Raw genomic sequence first — 17,158 nt, forward strand, 5'->3', positions numbered from 1 at the left:
CGATCGTCGTAATCGGTTGCCCAAAATCATTGCCCCTCTGAATGCTGCTGTTAGAATGCCGGTTAATATGACTTTCATCATCAGGAAATGTTATGAAACCGACCACCATTGCCCTGCTGCAGAAATGCAAACAGGAAAAGAAGCGCTTTGCCACCATTACCGCCTACGACCATAGCTTCGCGAAGCTGTTCGCCGATGAAGGCATTAATGTGCTGCTGGTGGGCGATTCCCTGGGAATGACGGTACAGGGTCACGACTCCACCCTGCCGGTCACCGTGGAAGATATCGCCTATCACACCCGCGCCGTCCGCCGCGGTGCGCCGAACAGCCTGCTGCTTGCCGACCTGCCGTTCATGGCCTACGCCACCCCCGAACAGACCTTCGAAAATGCGGCCATCGTGATGCGCGCTGGCGCCAATATGGTCAAACTCGAAGGCGGCGCCTGGCTGGCCGATACCGTGAAGATGCTGGCGGAACGCGCGGTGCCGGTTTGCGGCCACCTCGGCCTCACGCCGCAGTCGGTAAACGTATTCGGCGGGTATAAAGTGCAGGGGCGCGGCGATGCAGCGCAGACCCTGTTTGACGACGCATTAGCGCTGGAAGCGGCTGGCGCGCAGCTGCTGGTGCTGGAGTGCGTCCCGGTAGAACTGGCGAAACGCATTACCGACGCCCTGACCATTCCAGTGATCGGCATCGGCGCGGGCAACGTCACCGACGGGCAGATCCTGGTGATGCATGACGCATTCGGGATCACCGGCGGCCACATCCCTAAATTCGCCAAGAATTTCCTTGCCGAAGCGGGCGACATCCGCGCCGCGGTACGGCAGTATATTGCCGAAGTTGAATCCGGGGTCTATCCGGGCGAAGAACACAGTTTCCATTAAGGAGTCTTGTTGTGCTGATTATTGAATCCGTGCTGCTGCTGCGTCAGCATATCCGCCGTCTGCGTCAGGAAGGTAAGCGTATCGCGCTGGTTCCGACGATGGGCAACCTGCATGATGGTCATATGAAGCTGGTTGATGAGGCTAAAGCCAGCGCGGACGTGGTGGTGGTCAGTATTTTCGTCAATCCGATGCAGTTTGACCGCGCCGACGACCTGGCGCGCTATCCGCGTACCCTGCAGGATGATTGCGAAAAGCTGAACAAGCGCCATGTCGACTTTGTCTTCGCGCCGACGCCGGCGGAAGTTTATCCCCAGGGCACCGAAGGCCAGACCTACGTCGACGTCCCCGGCCTGTCCACTATGCTGGAAGGCGCCAGCCGCCCGGGCCACTTCCGCGGCGTGTCGACCATCGTCAGTAAGCTGTTCAATCTGGTTCAGCCGGACGTCGCCTGCTTCGGCGAGAAAGACTTTCAGCAGCTGGCGCTGATCCGCAAGATGGTCGCCGACATGGGCTACGATATCGAGATTATCGGCGTGCCAATCGTCCGCGCGAAAGATGGCCTGGCGCTGAGCTCGCGTAACGGCTACCTGACCGCCGACCAGCGCAAAATCGCTCCCGGCCTCTACAAAGTGCTGAGCGCGGTGGCGGAAAAACTGGCCGCCGGCGATCGCCAGCTCGATGAGATCATCGCTATCGCTGAACAGGAGCTGAATGAAAAAGGCTTCCGCGCCGACGACATTCAGATCCGCGATGCCGACACCCTGCTTGAGCTGACGGATGCCAGCCAGCGCGCGGTGATCCTGATGGCCGCCTGGCTGGGTCAGGCCCGCCTGATCGACAACCAGATCGTCACGCTCGGTCAGTAGACAGCGGGTAAAAATCGGGCAATACTTGCCCGGGCTTTTCTCAGGGCGGACGACCTGTCCGCTCTGCTACATTAAGGTTGAAGGGTAGAAGTTATGATGCGTAATATGCTGCAGGGCAAGCTCCACCGCGTAAAAGTCACGCAGGCTGACCTGCACTATGAAGGTTCATGCGCCATTGACCAGGATTTCCTGGATGCGGCCGGTATTCTGGAGAATGAAACCATTCACCTCTGGAACGTCACCAACGGCAACCGTTTCTCCACCTACGCCATTGCCGCCGAGCGGGGCTCCAGAATCATCTCCGTCAACGGCGCCGCCGCGCACTGCGCCAGCGTCGGCGATATCCTGATCATCGCCAGCTTCGTCACCATGTCGGACGAAGAGGCGCGCCGCTGGCAGCCCAACATCGCCTACTTCGAAGGCGACAATGAAATGAAGCGCCAGGCGAAAGCCATTCCGGTGCAGGTCGCCTGATGACCGCGGCGCTGCGCTCAGGCACAGCGCCGGTATTACCCCTGCGGCTGGTTACTGATCAGCCGCGACATCGTCTCCAGCGAATCCGTGCGTAAGATATATAACCGCTTTAGCAGAAACGGATTGTCCCCCGGCTTCACCTTCCCACGCACCGTCGTCACCGCCATATGAAACCCGGCGTCATTCGCCGCCTGCACCGCCGTGGCGTTATAGCCGCCGAAGGGATAGGAAAGGTAGAGAACATGCGGATTAAACTGGCTGAGCGCCCGGCGCGAGCGGGCGAAATCAAACAGAATATTATGGTAATTGCGGCTGAATAAAATCGGCCGGCGGCCGGCGTCAACCCGATGCAGGAAGTGGGTATGCGACTGAATATCAAAAACATCCTGGATCTGCCGGAGTTCAGAAATACTCATGAACTGCAGCGATTTCGGATCCCATTTCTGCGGATGGCGCTTAATACGCGAGGAGATAATAAACGCGGTGGCATGAAAACCGTACTGCTTTAGTACCGGATAGGCGTAACGGTTTACCGATTTCAGGCCGTCATCGAAGGTGATGACCACTGCCCGCGCCGGAAGGTTGATTTTATTACGCACATAGCCTTCCAGCTGATACAGGGTCAGCGTGGTATAGCCCTGATCGCGCAGCCAGGTCATCTGGTTGTTGAAGGCGCGTACCGAGGTGGTGGTCGAGGTATGGCGGAAACGGGTGTTCTCTTCGTCGCGCAGAATGTGATGATAGGTCAGTACGGGAATACCATTATCTTCCTGTGCATCCAGACTGCTGACCCACGCCAGCCGGTCGCCAATGCGGATCTGAAACCAGGTCTGATTGAGCCGGTCTTTTAGCTTGCTGAGGATCGGATAGCGCAGGTTAGTGGCCAGCGTACCAAACGGCACGCTGCTCACGGCGGGTGTGTTGTAGAGCGGCGTATCTTTCCAGGTGAGCAAATTCTGGTTACTCAACGGTTTATTGAGATCCCCCAGTCGGTCCTCCACTCGCTGCTTACCCTGTACCGGCTCGAGGTGGCCTTTATCAATAAACCCGGTGCCGAAGCCGAAGCGAAATTCATAATAGTCAGCCGCCGTCGGGACGACCGCGAGGATCTGCCCGGCACGCACATTGCCGACGCTGACCACATGATTCCCCACCTGCGCCCAGATGACCGCATCTTCGGTGGTCTGCATATAGTGTACAGGCTTGCCCTGCTGGCTAAGCAGACTGGCGGAAGCGCTGAGCGAGGTCAGTAAAAGAAGCAGTGTAAAAAATCGGGCAAGCATGCGCATCGAACCGGTAAACCATCAACGGCAGTTATTGTAACAAAAGCAGCATCTGTCACGCTGCTTAATTTCCGAAGGTATCATGGCGCAAGCGGAACGGGGGATTCTTCTGCTGCTGATGCCACAGGCTGCTCACCATCGGCCCGCCTGCGCTGACGATGGCCTGGCGAAACGCCTCGCTGCTTAACGTGTTCCGCAGCAGATACATTCGCTCAAGTAATGAATAGCTGACGCCGGAGATCACTTCGCAGTGGGTATGTTTGTGGCTCATCAACGCCGCGGCCCGATAAGGCGCCGCGCCGGTTCTGTCGGTCAGGAAAATGACTCCGTCCCCGGAGTCGGTGGCATGCAGCGCATCGCACATCATCCGGCTCAACATATTACTGCTGAGATTGCGCCAGTAATTGACCGCCCGGCACTGGGCCAGCGGACCAAATTTTCGTTCAAGACGATCCAGCATCTCCTGCGCCAGCTCATCGTGGCAGGTAATGACCCAACCAAGCATGCTTCCCTCCTTAGCCAGCCAACAATGTAGCAAGGGGAGGATGGCGTATCGGTGATGGCGGTCAAAGATAAGCGGTTAGCGCTTCGCGTATTGGCATCAGGAAGCGCTAACCGTGATGAGCATCAGCTGCGCAGGCCGCGGCCGCGCTGGATTAACGACCAGCAAAGCAGATAGAAGGCGACGATGAAGACCACCAGCACCGCAAAGGTGGTCACCAGCGGCACATCGTTGATACCCAGGAAGCCGAAGCGGAAACCGCTGATCATGTAGACGATGGGATTCAGATGCGACAGCCCCTGCCAGAACGGCGGCAGCAAGGTCAACGAGTAGAACACCCCGCCGAGGTAGGTCAGCGGCGTCAGCACAAAGGTCGGGATCAGGCTAATGTCGTCAAAGGTCTTGGCAAACACCGCGTTCAACAGACCCGCCAGCGAGAACAGCACCGCGGTGAGGATCAGCGTCAGGGCGACAAACAGCCAGGAGTGAACCTGGAACGGCACAAAGAACAGCGACACCGCCGTCACCAGGATCCCCACGCACAGTCCGCGCGCCACGCCGCCGCCAACGTAGCCAGCGATGATCACATGCGTCGGCACCGGCGCCACCAGCAGCTCTTCAATATTGCGCTGAAACTTGGCGCTGAAGAACGACGAGGCGACATTGGCATAAGCGTTGGTGATCACCGCCATCATGATCAGGCCCGGCACGATAAACTGCATATAGGTAAAGCCGTGCATCTCGCCGATGCGCGACCCGATCAGGTTGCCGAAAATCACGAAGTACAGGGTCATGGTGATCACCGGCGGCACCAGCGTCTGGATCCAGATGCGCATAAAACGGTGGATCTCTTTGGTCCAGATGCTTTTCAGCGCGACCCAATAAAGCTGCATCATGCTGACTCTCCTTTTCGCTCATGCACCAGCGTGACAAACAGCTCTTCCAGACGGTTAGCTTTGTTACGCATACTCAATACCTGCACCCCCTGGGCGCTCAGTTGGGCAAAGACGCTGTTAATCCCCTGCTCGCGCAGAACCTCGACTTCCAGCGTCGAGGTATCGACCAGTTGATACTGGTAGCCTTCGAGCTTCGGTACCGGGCTTTTTGGCGCGAGGTCAAGAATAAAGGTCTCTGACTTCAGCTTCGACAGCAATGCTTTCATCGAGGTGTTTTCCACCAGCGCGCCGTGCTGGATGATGCCGATGTTACGGCATAGCATTTCGGCCTCTTCGAGATAGTGGGTGGTCAGGATAATGGTGGTTCCGCGATCGTTCAGATCCTTAAGAAAGCCCCACATTGAGCGACGCAGTTCAATATCGACGCCAGCGGTCGGTTCGTCGAGGATCAGCAGCTTCGGCTCATGCATTAGCGCGCGGGCGATCATCAGGCGACGCTTCATCCCGCCGGAGAGCATCCGCGCGCGTTCGTTGCGTTTTTCCCACAGATCGAGCTGTTTTAGGTATTTTTCGCTGCGGGCGACAGCTTCTTTGCGTTCCACGCCGTAGTAGCCCGCCTGGTTAACGACAATCTGCTGCACGGTCTCGAACGGGTTGAAGTTAAATTCCTGCGGCACCAGGCCAAGCTGACGCTTGGCATTGACGACGTCTTTTTCCAGATCGTAGCCAAAGACATTGACCTGACCGGAGGTTTTATTCACCAGCGAACTGATGATGCCGATAGTCGTGGATTTTCCGGCCCCGTTCGGCCCCAGCAGGGCATAGAAATCCCCCGCCTCGACCTGCAGGTCGATTCCCCGCAGCGCCTGAACCCCGCCGGGGTAGGTTTTTTTGAGCTGTTTTAATTCCAGAGCAATGGTCATTAAATATCTCTTCTCGTGTCGTGACACGTCATTAACCCGCCTGACTCACGTTTGCGTTCTACTGGCGCTGGCGCCGCCAACGCATCGGTAGCCTGACGTATCACGGGTTAAGATGGTTTTAAAAAAGGTGAGCTTACCCTATATTAGCGCAACGCACTTACTTGGTTACAGGCCGATAACGTCCATGAATGATATAGATACACTCATCAGCAATAATGCACTATGGTCAAAAATGCTGGTGGAAGAGGACCCCGGCTTTTTTGAGAAACTGTCGCAGACGCAGAAACCGCGCTTCCTTTGGATTGGCTGCTCTGACAGCCGCGTTCCCGCTGAGCGACTTACCGGCCTGGAACCTGGCGAACTGTTTGTCCATCGTAACGTCGCTAACCTGGTGATCCACACCGACCTGAACTGCCTGTCGGTGGTGCAGTATGCCGTCGATGTCCTCGAAGTCGAGCACATTATTATTTGCGGCCACTACGGCTGCGGCGGCGTGCAGGCGGCGGTGGAAAACCCGGAGCTGGGGCTTATCGACAACTGGCTCCTGCATATCCGCGATATCTGGTTCAAGCACAGCTCACTGCTGGGTGAAATGCCGGAGGAGCGCCGTCTGGATACCCTTTGCGAACTCAACGTGATGGAGCAGGTGTACAACCTGGGACATTCGACGATTATGCAATCGGCGTGGAAGCGCGGACAGAAGGTCACCATCCACGGCTGGGCATATGGCATTCACGACGGGCTGCTGCGCGATCTGGATGTCACCGCCGTGAGCCGGGAAACCCTCGAACAGCGCTATCGCCACGGCATCTCCAACCTCAAGATCAAGCACATCAACCACAAATAGCCTTCAGGCTTAGCCCCCCTGGAGAGCGCAGCGCGCGCTGTCCTGGGGGGATATCTCTTACTCGTCCAGCAGGGTAACTTTGCCAATATACGGCAGATGACGGTAGCGCTGGGCGTAGTCGATACCGTAGCCCACCACGAACTCGTCCGGAATGGCGAAACCGACGAACTCAACCGGGACATTCACTTCACGACGGCTTGGTTTATCCAGCAGCGTACAAATGGCCAGCGATTTCGGCTCGCGCAGGCTGAGGATCTCACGCACTTTAGACAGGGTATTGCCGGAATCGATGATGTCTTCCACGATCAGTACATCTTTACCACGGATGTCTTCATCCAGATCTTTGAGGATTTTCACATCACGGGTGGTGGACATGCCGCTGCCGTAGCTGGAGGCGGTCATAAAATCGACTTCATGCGGCACCTGCACTTCACGGCACAGGTCGGCCATGAACATAAATGAGCCGCGCAGCAGCCCCACCAGCACCATTTCGCTGCCGCTGTCCTGGTAATGTTCGTTGATTTGACGACCCAGTTCCGCGATGCGCGCTTTGATCTCGGTTTCCGGGATCATCACTTCTACAGTATGTTTCATAAGACTAACCATTTGATTCTAAATATAAATCATCAAAGCCGCTGCTTTCGCCCCGACGATGACCGGCAAGCCATCCAGTATACCAGCAAAAAGAAATCTTCGGTGCAGGGATTAATAAAGCCATATTTGTGATTCCGATCACACTTGTTAAAACCTATAATTAATTGCAGTTAAAAAATTAACAAACACATGAGTAACTTTCTATGGCTGAAACAAAGTCTCAACAATCAAGGCTCCTGGTGACGCTGACTGCGCTATTTGCAGCGTTCTGCGGCCTCTATCTTTTAATCGGCGGAGCATGGCTGGTCGTGCTTGGCGGCTCCTGGTACTACCCTATCGCCGGTCTGGTGATGCTGGGCGTGACCGTAATGCTGCTGCGCGGCAAACGCGCTGCGCTGTGGCTGTACGCTGCGCTGCTGCTGGCGACCATGATCTGGGGCGTCTGGGAAGTCGGCTTCGACTTCTGGGCGCTGACGCCGCGTAGCGATATCCTCGTCTTCTTTGGCATCTGGCTGATCCTGCCCTTTGTCTGGCGTCGTCTGCCGGTGCCTTCCGCTGGCGCCGTTGGCGCGCTGGTCGTCGCCCTGCTGATCAGCGGCGGCATGCTGACCTGGGCTGGTTTTAACGACCCGCAGGAAGTCAACGGCACCCTGAGCGCCGACGCCACCCCGGCCGCGCCGATCTCCAACGTTGCCGACGGCGACTGGCCGGCCTATGGCCGCAACCAGGAAGGCCAGCGCTTCTCTCCGCTGAAGCAGATTAACGCCGACAACGTGAAGAACCTGAAGGAAGCCTGGGTATTCCGCACCGGCGACCTGAAGCAACCGAACGACCCGGGTGAAATCACCAACGAAGTGACGCCGATTAAAGTCGGCGACACGCTCTTCCTGTGTACCGCCCACCAGCGTCTGTTCGCGCTGGACGCGGCCACCGGTAAAGAGAAGTGGCATTTTGACCCGCAGCTGAACGCCGATCCGTCGTTCCAGCACGTCACCTGCCGCGGCGTCTCTTATCACGAAGCCAAAGCGGATAACGCGCCTGCCGACGTCGTCGCCGACTGTCCGCGCCGTATTATCCTGCCGGTGAACGATGGCCGCCTGTTCGCGGTGAACGCCGACAACGGTAAGCTGTGCGAAACCTTTGCCAATAAAGGTATTCTCAACCTGCAGACCAACATGCCGGTCACCACGCCGGGTATGTATGAACCCACTTCTCCGCCGATTATCACCGATAAAACCATCGTGATTGCCGGCGCGGTCACCGATAACTTCTCAACCCGCGAGCCGTCTGGCGTCATCCGCGGCTTTGATGTGAATACCGGTAAACTCTTGTGGGCCTTCGATCCGGGTGCGAAAGATCCGAACGCCATCCCGAGCGATGAACATCACTTCACGCTCAACTCACCGAACTCCTGGGCGCCTGCCGCCTACGACGCTAAGCTGGATCTGGTCTATCTGCCGATGGGCGTGACCACCCCGGATATCTGGGGCGGCAACCGCACGCCGGAGCAAGAGCGTTACGCCAGCTCGATTGTGGCGCTGAACGCCACCACCGGTAAGCTGGCCTGGAGCTACCAGACCGTCCACCACGATCTGTGGGATATGGATATGCCCTCCCAGCCGACGCTGGCTGACATTGAGGTTAATGGTAAAACCGTACCGGTCGTCTATGCCCCGGCGAAAACCGGCAACATCTTCGTACTGGATCGCCGTAATGGCGAGCTGGTGGTCCCGGCCCCGGAAAAACCGGTTCCGCAGGGCGCTGCCAAAGGGGATTACGTCGCCAAAACCCAGCCGTTCTCCGATCTGAGCTTCCGTCCGAAGAAAGATCTGACCGGGGCGGACATGTGGGGCGCCACTATGTTCGACCAGCTGGTGTGTCGCGTGATCTTCCACCAGATGCGCTATGAAGGTATCTTCACCCCGCCATCTGAGCAGGGCACTCTCGTCTTCCCGGGTAACCTGGGGATGTTTGAATGGGGCGGTATCTCCGTCGATCCGAACCGTCAGGTGGCTATTGCCAACCCGATGGCGCTGCCGTTCGTCTCTAAACTGATCCCACGCGGCCCGGGCAACCCGATGGAGCCGCCGAAAGATGCGAAAGGCTCTGGCACCGAGTCCGGCGTGCAGCCACAGTACGGTGTCCCGTACGGCGTCACCCTGAATCCGTTCCTGTCGCCGTTCGGTCTGCCGTGCAAACAACCGGCCTGGGGCTATATCTCCGCGCTGGATCTGAAAACCAACGAAGTGGTATGGAAAAAACGTATCGGTACGCCGCAGGACAGCCTGCCGTTCCCGATGCCGGTTAAGCTGCCGTTCACCATGGGGATGCCGATGCTTGGCGGTCCGATCTCCACGGCCGGTAACGTCCTGTTCATCGGCGCGACTGCAGATAACTACCTGCGCGCGTACAATATGAGCAACGGCGAGAAGCTGTGGGAAGCCCGTCTGCCAGCCGGCGGTCAGGCCACCCCAATGACCTACGAAGTGAATGGCAAACAGTATGTTGTCATCTCTGCCGGCGGTCACGGCTCGTTCGGTACCAAAATGGGCGATTACATCGTCGCCTATGCGCTCCCGGATGACGCCAAATAAAACGCAAAACGGCAACGAAAGTTGCCGTTTTTTTTGTGTTTATCCCTTCTCCCCATGGAAGATGGCAGCAGGCCGCCGAGCCCTAAACCGTGAATCCCAACATCATCCCGGTGTCTTCATGCTCCAGCAGGTGGCAGTGGGCCATATAGGCAAACTCCTTCGGCGCCGGATGATCAAACTTCACCAACACTTCACTGACGTCACCTTCCACGCGGACGGTATCTTTCCAGCCGCTGCGGTGCGCGGCTGGCGGCTTGCCGTTCTCGCTGAGGATACGGAACTGGGTGCCGTGGATATGGAACGGATGCAGCATCATGTCGCCCTTACCCGATATCACCCAGCGCTCATACTGGCCTCTGGCCGCGGCAAACATCGGCACATTCATGTCGAAGGCTTTGCCGTTGATGCGGTTGGCGTTATGGAAATCAAACCCCTTGCCTGACGACATGCCATGATCCCGACCAGCCTCGTGGTTCATATTGCTCATATTGCTCATATTGCTCATATTGCTCATATTGCTCATGTCGCCATGGTGCATATTGCTCATGTCGCCCATGCCGCCATGCCCCATCATGCCGTGGTCCATTCCCGCCATCGCCTGGTCGCCATACTTCTCCATCAGCGCCTGCATGCCCATCCTGTCGAGCATCGGATCCATCGACAGCTGGAGCTGACGCTGCGTCAGCCCCGTCAGGGACGGTAGCGCCGGCAGCGTGGCCAGCGTATCCAGCAGTTTGCCGGAGGCGGGAATGACCAGCGGCTGAACGCGCAGCACCGGCTGCGGTTTATCAAAAGGCGCAATGGCCATGCCCATCTGGCTCACCGGCAGGGTCACCAGATCGAAAGGTTTACCGTCGCTGGTGTCCACCAGCACCTCAAAGCGTTCCCCCATCAACACCGGCAATTCATCGACCTTCACCGGCTCGGCCAACAGACCGCCGTCACTGGCCACCACGTACAGCGGACGCCTATCGCTGGTGGCAAAATTGAGGGAACGGGCATTACAGCCGTTTAGCAAGCGCAGACGTAGCCAGCCCCGTGGGGCGGCATGTTCGGGATAGAGAGCGCCATTGGTCAGCAGCGTATCGCCAAACCAGCCGACAGCGGCGCTCATCACATCCAGCTGGTAGTCGATCTCGCCGGCGGCGGTGAACTTCTTGTCCTGGACAATCACCGGCACATCATCGATTCCCCATTGCTTAGGCAGCAGCAGGCGTCCGCTCTCTTCATCCTCGATCAGCACCAGGCCGGCCAGCCCCATGGCCACCTGCCGGCCGGTGGTCCCATGTTGATGCGGATGAAACCAGCAGGTGGCCGCCCGCTGCGTCGGCGTGAAGCTCACCGTACGGGTGGCGCCCGGGGCGATAACCCCCTGCGGTCCGCCGTCGACCTCGCCCGGGACCTCCAGGCCATGCCAGTGCAGCGTGGTCTCTTCCGCCAGCTGGTTGGTAATGTCAACCGTAATGGTCTTCCCCTGCGTCAACTGTAGCGCAGGACCCAGCAGTGAACCGTTATAGCCCCAGGTGGTGGCGTGCAGAGCGCCAAACTGTGTTTTGCCCGCCTGGATCGTCAGGGCGATACGGTTGCGCGCATCGGCCGTCAACAGCGTCGGTATCGGCAGAGCCGGGCGACTGGCCGCAAAAACCGCACGGCTCCATAGCGGTAATGCGCTGGCCACGCTAACCGCGGCGGTCAGTTTGAGGAAGTCTCGACGTTGCATATTCACATCCTTTTTATTCTGCGGGCGAATATTTGAGCTTAAACCCTACCGTAACGGGAAGGTCAAGCAGAAGAGTAAGAATAAAGATCGGCGCTGTGTAAAGAAGTATGCTAATTTGAAGCGTCGGTGATCTAATGGTAGAAAAAATGAAGACGCTTTTCAGAACAATGGTACTCGGCAGCCTGCTTGCTCTCTCCGCCAACAGCTACGCGCTCAGCGAATCAGAAGCAGAAGATATGGCTGATTTAACCGCGGTTTTTGTGTTTCTGAAAAACGACTGTGGCTACCAGAACCTGCCCAATACACAGATCCGACGCGCGCTGGTGTTCTTTGCCCAACAGAACCAGTGGGACCTGAGCAACTACGACAGCTACAACATGAAAGCGCTTGGCGAGGATAGCTACCGCGATCTCAGCGGTATTAACATCCCGACGGCGAAAAAATGCAAAGCGCTGGCCCGCGATTCGCTCAGCCTGTTGGCTTACGTCAAATAATGACCGGCGCGGACGGTCACGCTCCGCGCCTTTGCCGTTTCATTTGTCACATTTAAATATTTATATCTATATTTATTATTGTATATAAACAAACATTATTTAATTGCAAACCTATCAATTCGCCAAATAAATTAAACCCCTAATAATGATGAATGACTAAAAAACTAATAAAATATCATTAGCCATATATTGCAAAATAAAAATCACCCTTCTAGAATCCGGTGAAAATATCCCTACTTCATGGACTGAAATTGTGAATATCTCGCCGACTCTCTGTATTATCCCGCTCGCCGCACTTTTATTAGTGGGCTGTAGCAATACCTCTTCTCGCCAGCAGGTAAAACCGATCACCACGCCGCTCACATCACAGCAGCAGGCTGAGCAGGAGCGAGCGGCCAGCGAACAGGAGCGTATTGAGTCCTGCCGAAAGGCGCTGGATTCACTTAAAGAGGTGAACCCACAGCAGGCAACTAAACTCAGCAATGAGTTCAATGCCCTGGTGCGTTCGGCATCGCAATACAACAATGTGCGCGATAAAGTGGCCGATCCCACCCGACTGGGCATTGACTCCATGTACCAGTTTAAATCCATCAAACTGTGTTCCGATATCCAGAAAACGCTGATCGATACCCTGGTACAGCGTGGTGAAAACAAACTGCCATGAACAAACCCGCCACGCTGACCCCTAAAGCACCACTGCTGATGCTCGTCGCGGCGCTGGCGCTTTCAACCTCATTCTACGCCGGTGCTACGCCGGCTTTTCTCGATTACGCCCAGCAGCAAACTCAGCAAGCTCAGGCGCAAGAAGAGAAAAGCTCTGCGGCCACAGCAAAGCAAGCGTCAGACGCTCGCCAGAACGCGGACAATAAAAAAACGACGGCCAATAACGCACAGTTGCAAAAAAGAATCGCCAGCCAACAGGCAACGATTGCGCAAAAAGATAAAATTATCCAACAATTAAAAAAACAGCTTACCGCCACACCAGCCACGGATACATCCATTGCGAATGAGCAAGCGGCGTTAAATAATAAAATAAAGCAATTACAGCTCGCCTTAACCGCCGCCACGGCGGAAAATGAGACGTTAATTAAAAAGGAAGTCGTTGCCCGGAATAATACTCTGCAACAGAGCCAGGCTGCCGCACTTAAGCAGATCCAACAATTAACGTCGCAGCTTCAGAGCGTCGAAGCGGAAAATAAACGGCTCAGCACCAGCCTCACCACGCTGAATACAGATAAACAAACGCTGACCTCCCGGCTGGCCGCCGCGGAAAAAGCACAGCAGACCGCACTCGGCCAGCTCACCGCCCTCGACACAGACAAGCAGACACTCACCGCCCGGCTGATGGCTGCGGAAAAAGAGAAACAGGCCGCCCTCGACCAGGCCAAAGCCCTTAACGCCGACAAACAGCCGCTGGCCACCCGACTGGCCGTGGTGGAAAAAGAGAAGCTGGCTGCCCTCGAGCAGGTTAAAGCGCTGACCACCGATAAGCAGTCGCTGACTATCCGGCTCGCCGCTGCGGAGAAGGCACAGCAGGCCGCCCTCGACCAGGCCAAAACACTGAACGCTGATAAACAGCCGCTGGCCAGCCGACTGGCCGCGGCGGAAAAAGAGAAGCTGTCCGCCCTCGACCAGGTCAAAGCGCTGACCACCGATAAGCAGTCGCTGACTATCCGGCTCGACGCCGCGGAGAAAACACAGCAGGCCGCTCTCGACCAGGTCAAGGCGCTAAACGCCGACAAGCAGTCGTTAACCGCCCGGTTGGCCGCCGCGGAAAAAGCGCCAACAACCCGCCCTGACACCGCTGCAGCGCCAAAAAATGAGCCGCCGGAAATGGCGGCGGTTGTTGCAGCCTACCGCCTGCAGGCGGATAAAGACAACGCCCAGCTACGGATGAAAGAAGATGAAATCCAACTGCTGAGAACACAGCTTTCTGTACAGTCTAAAACGCGCAGCGGCGAGAGCGCCGCCGCCAAACTCAGCGCATCGGGAGAACAGCAGGCTTATGCGATCGGCGCCTCGATGGGAGCAGAAGCCCTTAACGTTCTCACCACCCGTCGCACTCAGGGAATTACCGTCGACGCCGGGCTGGTGCTGCGGGGTATCGAAGATGCTTTTAGCGGCCAGCTTCGTCTCGGAGAACAGGAGCGTAACAAGGCGCTGTTTGACGTCTCGCAGCAGGTTTTCCAGAACCTGAATAAAATCGAGCAGAAAAACATCAGTGCCGGTAAGAAATATCAGCAGGCGTTTGCGCGCAAAAAAGATGTGGTCTTCAAAGATGGCGTCTACAGTCGCGTCGATTATCCGGGCAAAGGAAAAATAAGCGGTAACGATCTGGTCACCGTAGTAATCAAAGAGATGCTGACGGACGGGACAGTGATCAACGATATGGAAGCGAAAGATCAGGCGCTCACCCAGAAGCTGGATGCCTATCCCCCGGTGTTTCGCGGCCCGCTGCAACGCCTGCAGAACCATGGCTCCTTGACGCTGGTCGTCCCGCCCGAAAAAGCCTATGGCAGTAAAGGATTACCGCCGAAAATCCCGCCAGGCGCCACCATGGTTTATTCCGTGCGGATAGTAGATAGCCAACCCGCACCGGCGAAATAACCCTCCCCCCACCGCTCTCCCCGGGCGGTGGCGGTTATTCCTGCCGCATTGCTGCAATAACCGCCGTGCATCCTCATCTATAGTTGTCTATGATGTTGCACTCGTTTTACGGGTGTAACAGATGTTAACGAAGGAGGAGCCTCACCGTGGCCGATAATCCACTGTGGCATGAAACGCTGCATGACCATTTTGGTCAGTACTTTAGCGTTGATAACGTGCTGTACCACGAAAAAACCGATCATCAGGATTTGATCATCTTCGACAACCGCGCCTTTGGCCGGGTGATGGCGCTGGATGGCGTCGTGCAAACCACCGAACGCGATGAGTTTATCTATCACGAAATGATGACCCACGTGCCGCTGCTGGCCCACGGCAACGCGAAGCATGTCCTGATCATCGGCGGCGGCGACGGCGCGATGCTGCGCGAAGTCTCTCGTCACCGTAGCATCGAAACCATCACCATGGTGGAAATCGATGCCGGGGTGGTCTCATTCTGCCGTCAGTACCTGCCCAACCATAGCGCCGGGGCCTACGACGATCCGCGCTTCACGCTGGTGATTGATGATGGCGTCAATTTTGTTAACCAGACGACGCAAACGTTTGACGTGATCATTTCGGACTGTACCGACCCTATCGGTCCGGGCGAAAGCCTGTTCACCTCGGCTTTTTATGAAGGCTGCAAACGCTGCCTGAACCCGGGGGGCGTGTTCGTTGCCCAAAACGGCGTTTGTTTCCTGCAGCAGGACGAAGCGGTCGGTAGCCATCGCAAACTGAGCCACTATTTTCGCGACGTCAGCTTCTACCAGGCGGCTATCCCAACCTATTACGGCGGGATCATGACTTTTGCCTGGGCGAGCGACAACGAGGCGTTGCGCCATCTCTCCAGCGAAATCATTCAGGCGCGCTTTCACAAAGCCAACCTGACCTGCCGTTACTACAATCCGGCAATCCATACGGCGGCCTTCGCCTTACCACAATATCTGCATGATGCTTTGTCCGCACCGTGACGCGAAGTAAGGGGGTGAACTAAATTGAAAAAATTGAAGCTGCATGGCTTTAACAACCTGACCAAAAGCCTGAGTTTTTGTATCTACGATATCTGTTACGCCAAAACGGCAGAGGAGCGTGACGGCTACATCGCTTATATCGACGAACTCTATAATGCCAATCGCCTGACGGAGATCCTGACAGAAACCTGTTCTATTATTGGCGCCAATATCCTGAATATCGCCCGCCAGGATTATGAACCCCAGGGCGCCAGCGTGACCATTCTGGTCAGCGAAGAGCCTGTCGATCCCAAGCTTATCGACCAGACCGAACATCCAGGTCCGTTACCGGAAACCGTGGTCGCCCATCTCGATAAGAGCCATATCTGCGTGCATACCTACCCGGAGAGCCATCCGGAAGGTGGACTGTGCACCTTCCGCGCCGATATTGAAGTCTCTACCTGCGGGGTCATTTCTCCGCTTAAAGCGCTGAACTATCTGATCCACCAGCTGGAATCGGACATTGTGACCATTGACTACCGCGTGCGCGGCTTTACCCGCGATATCAATGGGATGAAGCATTTTATCGATCATGAAATCAATTCGATTCAGAACTTTATGTCCGATGACATTAAGTCGTTGTATGACATGGTCGATGTGAACGTTTATCAGGAAAATATCTTCCATACCAAAATGTTGCTCAAGGAGTTCGACCTTAAGCACTACATGTTCCATACCCGACCGGAAGAATTGACCGCCGAAGAGCGCAAGGTCATTACCGACCTGCTGTGGAAAGAGATGCGCGAGATTTACTACGGCCGCAATATTCCTGCCGTGTAATATTGGAAATGCCCGGCGGCGCTTGCGCTTGCCGGGCCTGGGATTCTGCGCCGCCTGGTCGCCCGGGTAAGGCACCAGCCGCTACCCGGGGATTTCCCCTGCTCACGCTACGCTTAGCAGGGCTACGCTCTTGCGCCACCCGACATAAAAGGCGTCATTAACGCTGCTGCATAAATTCACGATAAGCGGCAACGACCTGCAGGAAATCCTCCACGCCGCAGAGAGAGAGACTTTCTTCGTCGTAGTAGCTCATCCCCTCCTCGATTTCGTCGCCGGAAAACTCCAGCTGATTGGCGCGGATCATCACCTCTTCGCCATCCAGCCACAGCGTATATTCATGGCCAGCCCGCTGCCAGGAACGTTCACTGCCCTTCACGGTGCGTGCAGCCTGCTCTACTTCATCAAGCAGGGCAAGATTGTCTTTCACCTCTTCGTTGAACCAGTGGCCGATCGCCTCGTGATCCATCGACATTCGCACCTTTACCACTCCGGTAATATCGCGCAGAAATTCGTAGTCCATAGTCTTTTCCTCTGCAAGGGCAATGCGTCACCGCTGCACTGTACCCATGCAGTAATTATCGCAGCAGACAGAAAGAAAAAAAGCGTAACGGGCAGGAGGTTTGGAAATAAAAATGCCCGGTGATGCAA

Annotated in this window: 18 protein-coding genes; 10 read left to right on the forward strand and 8 right to left on the reverse strand. The window is 56.3% G+C overall.

Annotation, left to right across the window (positions count from 1 at the left end):
- Positions 1-92: 92 nt before the first annotated feature.
- The 3 genes from panB to panD all read left to right on the forward strand — a co-directional run bounded on the left by panB (position 93) and on the right by panD (position 2,224).
- Positions 93-884: a 3-methyl-2-oxobutanoate hydroxymethyltransferase gene (gene panB / locus AS136_RS10040; protein WP_012542832.1), complete on the forward strand. Its 792-nt coding sequence runs from the start codon at positions 93-95 to the stop codon at positions 882-884.
- An 11-nt stretch (positions 885-895) separates the two neighbouring features.
- Entirely contained in the window at positions 896-1,750 is an 855-nt protein-coding gene (panC, locus tag AS136_RS10045; protein ID WP_008807394.1) for a pantoate--beta-alanine ligase, read from the forward strand.
- Positions 1,751-1,843: 93 nt separating this feature from the next.
- A complete protein-coding gene (gene panD / locus AS136_RS10050; RefSeq protein ID WP_004204397.1) occupies positions 1,844-2,224 on the forward strand; it encodes an aspartate 1-decarboxylase in 381 nt (126 codons plus the stop codon).
- 35 nt (positions 2,225-2,259) lie between these two features.
- On the opposite strand, the gene AS136_RS10055 is transcribed toward panD, so the two are convergent.
- The 4 genes from AS136_RS10055 to AS136_RS10070 form a co-directional block, all read right to left on the reverse strand.
- Positions 2,260-3,513 (reverse strand): polysaccharide deacetylase family protein, encoded by a 1,254-nt coding sequence (locus AS136_RS10055; protein WP_008807396.1) that lies wholly within the window; start codon positions 3,511-3,513, stop codon positions 2,260-2,262.
- Between the two features lie 58 nt (positions 3,514-3,571).
- Entirely contained in the window at positions 3,572-4,012 is a 441-nt protein-coding gene (locus AS136_RS10060) for a PTS sugar transporter subunit IIA (protein WP_008807397.1), read from the reverse strand.
- A gap of 122 nt (positions 4,013-4,134) precedes the next feature.
- Positions 4,135-4,905, reverse strand: coding sequence for an ABC transporter permease (locus tag AS136_RS10065; RefSeq protein WP_008807398.1), 771 nt, complete (start codon positions 4,903-4,905; stop codon positions 4,135-4,137).
- Positions 4,902-5,828, reverse strand: a complete 927-nt coding sequence (locus AS136_RS10070; RefSeq protein WP_008807399.1) for an ABC transporter ATP-binding protein — start codon at positions 5,826-5,828, stop codon at positions 4,902-4,904. The genes AS136_RS10065 and AS136_RS10070 overlap by 4 nt, the downstream gene beginning before the upstream one ends.
- Positions 5,829-6,012: 184 nt before the next feature.
- Between AS136_RS10070 and can the strand changes: the two genes are divergently transcribed.
- Positions 6,013-6,675 carry a carbonate dehydratase gene (gene can / locus AS136_RS10075; protein ID WP_004204385.1) on the forward strand — a complete coding sequence of 221 codons (663 nt, stop codon included), beginning with the start codon at positions 6,013-6,015 and terminating at the stop codon, positions 6,673-6,675.
- A gap of 57 nt (positions 6,676-6,732) precedes the next feature.
- Here can and hpt read toward each other — a convergent pair whose 3' ends face one another.
- Both hpt and AS136_RS28615 read right to left on the reverse strand, forming a co-directional pair.
- Positions 6,733-7,269, reverse strand: a complete 537-nt coding sequence (gene hpt, locus AS136_RS10080; RefSeq protein WP_023322073.1) for a hypoxanthine phosphoribosyltransferase — start codon at positions 7,267-7,269, stop codon at positions 6,733-6,735.
- Positions 7,270-7,273: 4 nt separating this feature from the next.
- Positions 7,274-7,393, reverse strand: a complete 120-nt coding sequence (locus AS136_RS28615) for a hypothetical protein (RefSeq protein WP_012542835.1) — start codon at positions 7,391-7,393, stop codon at positions 7,274-7,276.
- Between the two features lie 79 nt (positions 7,394-7,472).
- Here AS136_RS28615 and AS136_RS10085 point away from each other — a divergent pair, with 79 nt between their 5' ends.
- Positions 7,473-9,863, forward strand: a complete 2,391-nt coding sequence (locus AS136_RS10085) for a glucose/quinate/shikimate family membrane-bound PQQ-dependent dehydrogenase (protein ID WP_008807401.1) — start codon at positions 7,473-7,475, stop codon at positions 9,861-9,863.
- Positions 9,864-9,945: 82 nt separating this feature from the next.
- On the opposite strand, the gene cueO is transcribed toward AS136_RS10085, so the two are convergent.
- A complete protein-coding gene (gene cueO / locus AS136_RS10090) occupies positions 9,946-11,583 on the reverse strand; it encodes a multicopper oxidase CueO (protein WP_063266761.1) in 1,638 nt (545 codons plus the stop codon).
- Positions 11,584-11,729: 146 nt separating this feature from the next.
- On the opposite strand from cueO, the gene AS136_RS10095 reads away from it, so the two are divergent.
- The 5 genes from AS136_RS10095 to speD all read left to right on the forward strand — a co-directional run bounded on the left by AS136_RS10095 (position 11,730) and on the right by speD (position 16,510).
- Positions 11,730-12,077: a YacC family pilotin-like protein gene (locus tag AS136_RS10095; RefSeq protein ID WP_002888808.1), complete on the forward strand. Its 348-nt coding sequence runs from the start codon at positions 11,730-11,732 to the stop codon at positions 12,075-12,077.
- A 253-nt stretch (positions 12,078-12,330) separates the two neighbouring features.
- Positions 12,331-12,741 (forward strand): hypothetical protein, encoded by a 411-nt coding sequence (locus AS136_RS10100; protein WP_023297070.1) that lies wholly within the window; start codon positions 12,331-12,333, stop codon positions 12,739-12,741.
- Between the two features lie 680 nt (positions 12,742-13,421).
- Positions 13,422-14,684, forward strand: coding sequence for an FKBP-type peptidyl-prolyl cis-trans isomerase (locus AS136_RS28620; RefSeq protein ID WP_131027579.1), 1,263 nt, complete (start codon positions 13,422-13,424; stop codon positions 14,682-14,684).
- 146 nt (positions 14,685-14,830) lie between these two features.
- Entirely contained in the window at positions 14,831-15,691 is an 861-nt protein-coding gene (speE, locus tag AS136_RS10110; protein ID WP_008807405.1) for a polyamine aminopropyltransferase, read from the forward strand.
- A 24-nt stretch (positions 15,692-15,715) separates the two neighbouring features.
- The gene (gene speD / locus AS136_RS10115; RefSeq protein WP_008807406.1) at positions 15,716-16,510 is read left to right on the forward strand and encodes an adenosylmethionine decarboxylase; all 795 of its coding nucleotides are present in this window, start codon (positions 15,716-15,718) and stop codon (positions 16,508-16,510) included.
- 157 nt (positions 16,511-16,667) lie between these two features.
- Here the strand turns inward: speD and yacL are convergent, their stop codons facing one another.
- Positions 16,668-17,030, reverse strand: a complete 363-nt coding sequence (yacL, locus tag AS136_RS10120) for a protein YacL (protein ID WP_004204373.1) — start codon at positions 17,028-17,030, stop codon at positions 16,668-16,670.
- Positions 17,031-17,158 lie beyond the last annotated feature (128 nt).

The sequence above is a fragment of the Klebsiella sp. D5A genome (assembly GCF_001620885.1).
Lineage (GTDB): Bacteria > Pseudomonadota > Gammaproteobacteria > Enterobacterales > Enterobacteriaceae > Klebsiella > Klebsiella variicola.